The organism is Bradyrhizobium sp. (assembly GCF_019242285.1).
Classification (GTDB): Bacteria; Pseudomonadota; Alphaproteobacteria; order Rhizobiales; family Xanthobacteraceae; genus Bradyrhizobium.
Window position 1 is genome coordinate 1 of sequence record NZ_JAFAVV010000073.1, and the last position, 2,303, is coordinate 2,303.

The 2,303-nt window shown below is 64.8% G+C and carries 2 protein-coding genes; both read right to left on the minus strand.

Going from position 1 to position 2,303, the window contains the following annotated elements; all coding sequences use genetic code 11:
• On the minus strand, nucleotides 1–589 hold a 589-nt coding region (locus JOY90_RS03115; protein ID WP_291689704.1), incomplete at its 3' end, for an ABC transporter permease.
• Nucleotides 590–637: 48 nt separating this feature from the next.
• Nucleotides 638–2,236 (minus strand): ABC transporter substrate-binding protein, encoded by a 1,599-nt coding sequence (locus JOY90_RS03120; RefSeq protein WP_291689705.1) that lies wholly within the window; start codon nucleotides 2,234–2,236, stop codon nucleotides 638–640.
• Nucleotides 2,237–2,303 lie beyond the last annotated feature (67 nt).

The window sequence follows — 2,303 nt, forward strand, 5'->3', positions numbered from 1 at the left end:
CCAGCAGGCTGTCGATCAGCAGCAGTCCGGTGACGGCGGCCGGCTTAAGCACGAACGGATCGATCCGGTCGATCGGCTCGGGCGTCAGCCCGAGCTTGAAGTAGAAGACGAAGATCAGCACGATGCCGGCCACGAAGGCGGGCATGGACACGCCGAGCGTACCGACGAAGCGGATGACGTGGTCGATCCACGATCCCGCACGGATCGCGGCGATGATACCGAGCGGAATGGAGACCAGCAGCGCCAGCAGCATGGCGACGAAGGTCAATTCGAACGAGGCCGGAAACCGTTCGCGCAGATCGCTGCTGACGCGCTGACCCGTCACCAGCGAACGACCGAGATCGCCGGCCGAGACGTCCTTGAAATAGCGCGCGAGCTGCTCGAGCAGCGGCCGGTCCAGCCCGAGCGTGTTTCGAACCTGTGCGATCTCGTCCTGGGTGGCCATCGGGCCGGTGGCGTAATAGGCGGCGGGATCGCCGGGCAGCACGCGCACGAGAATGAAGGTGAAGATGCCGACGCCGACCAGGAGCGGCAGCGCTCCAAGGATCCTGCGCAGGACAAATCGCCAGATGTCCGAATGGCGCGTCATCACCACTGCTTCGATCGTCCGCCCGACATCGCGAAGTCCGGCTCTGCGTCAGGCGCGCCTGAGGTCGCGGGCATCCGGCAGGCCGTGGAACCAGTAGGTATAGCCGCTCAATCCCCTGGACATCACGAGCTCGACGGCCCCCTGCCGCAGCGGGATCATCGGCACCTCGGTGAGCACGAGCCTGCTCATCTCGGCCGTCCTCTCGCCATAGAGCTCCGGCGAGGCGTCGCCGGGCAGGTCCTTCAGCATCCGATCGAGTTTCGGATCGTTGAAGTTGCCGAGATTGGAGGTCGAGGTTCCGGTATAGAACGCCGTGAACCAGTAGTCGGGCAGCGACAGCCAGGCGACACGATTGTCGAGCAGCAACTGGAAATTCCGCGCCACCACCCGCTCATCGAACTGCGCGCCGGGAATGCGGTCGATGTTGACGCGGATACCGATCTTGCCGAGCGCGTCGCGCACGACAAGCGAGAGCGGATCGAAATAGGCGGCCTTGGCGACGCTGTACATCAGGTTGGCCTCGAAGCCGCCGGCACGGCCGGCGTCCTTGAGCAGCGCCATGGCACGATCGGGATCGGTGTTGAAGTCGCTCGGCTGCGGAAATGACGCCGGCTTCGGCTCGCCCTTGGCGCCGAACAGCGGCGTGCCGCGGCCGCGGAACACGCTCTGGAAGATCTGCTGATAGGGCAGCGCATAGGCGATCGCCTGCCGCACGCGCAAATCGTCGAACGGCGCGGCCTGCGAGTTCGCCGCCATCAAGTCCATGTGGTTCGGCATGGGAATGGCCAGCGCACGCGCCTGTCCCCGCCCCTCGATGGCCGCGAAATCATTCGGGGGAATCTCGACGGCGATGTCGGCGGCGCCGCGCTCGACGAGCGCGCCGCGCGTCGCCGATTCCGGAACGGTCTGGAAGATGACCTGCTGCATGCCCGGCTTGTCCCCGCAGGTCCAACTCTCGTTGCGCGTGAGCAGCACCTGGTCGTTGCGGAAGCTTTCGAGCTTGTAGGCACCGCCGCCCGCAGCGTTGCGCTTCAGCCACTCATTGGCCCACGGATCCTGAGCGGTGGCGTTCTGGTTCGCGAGCTTCGAATTGATGATGGCCGCGAACGGGATCGTGAAGACGAGGACGGCGAACCGGTTGGGCGCCGGCAGCGTCACCTGAAACGTCGTGGCGTCGACGGCCTTCAACTGGTCGGCGCTCTTCAATCCACCCACTGCCATGACGCCCGCAGCCGATTTGACGGTCAGCGCGCGTTCGATGGACCAGCGAACGTCCTCGGCGGTGACCGGCGAGCCATCGTGAAACCTGGCATCTGGGCGCAGGCGGAACGTCACGGTCCTGCTGTCCGGAGAGACTTGCCAGCTCTCGGCCAATTCGGATCGCAATCGTGCGGGATCGTATTGCCGCGTCCCGTCGGACCGATCCGTCGCGGCGTAGGTCACGAGGCGATCGTAGAGATGCAGGCTGACGCTCCAGGTCGAGCGTTGCGCGCCGATCCCGACCGCATCCAGCGATGCCGTATCATAAGGCCAGGCGATGCGTGCCGTGTTGTCGCGGCTCTGCGCGACGACGGGAATGGTAGGCCAGAGCGCCAGCGCACTCGTCGCCAGCAGGCTTTTGCAAAGGTCGCGACGGGTCGTCATCATCCAGCCCTCCCATTGATCCAGGGGAGCCTACCTTGTGATATATCAAATATCAAGTATGATATATCAT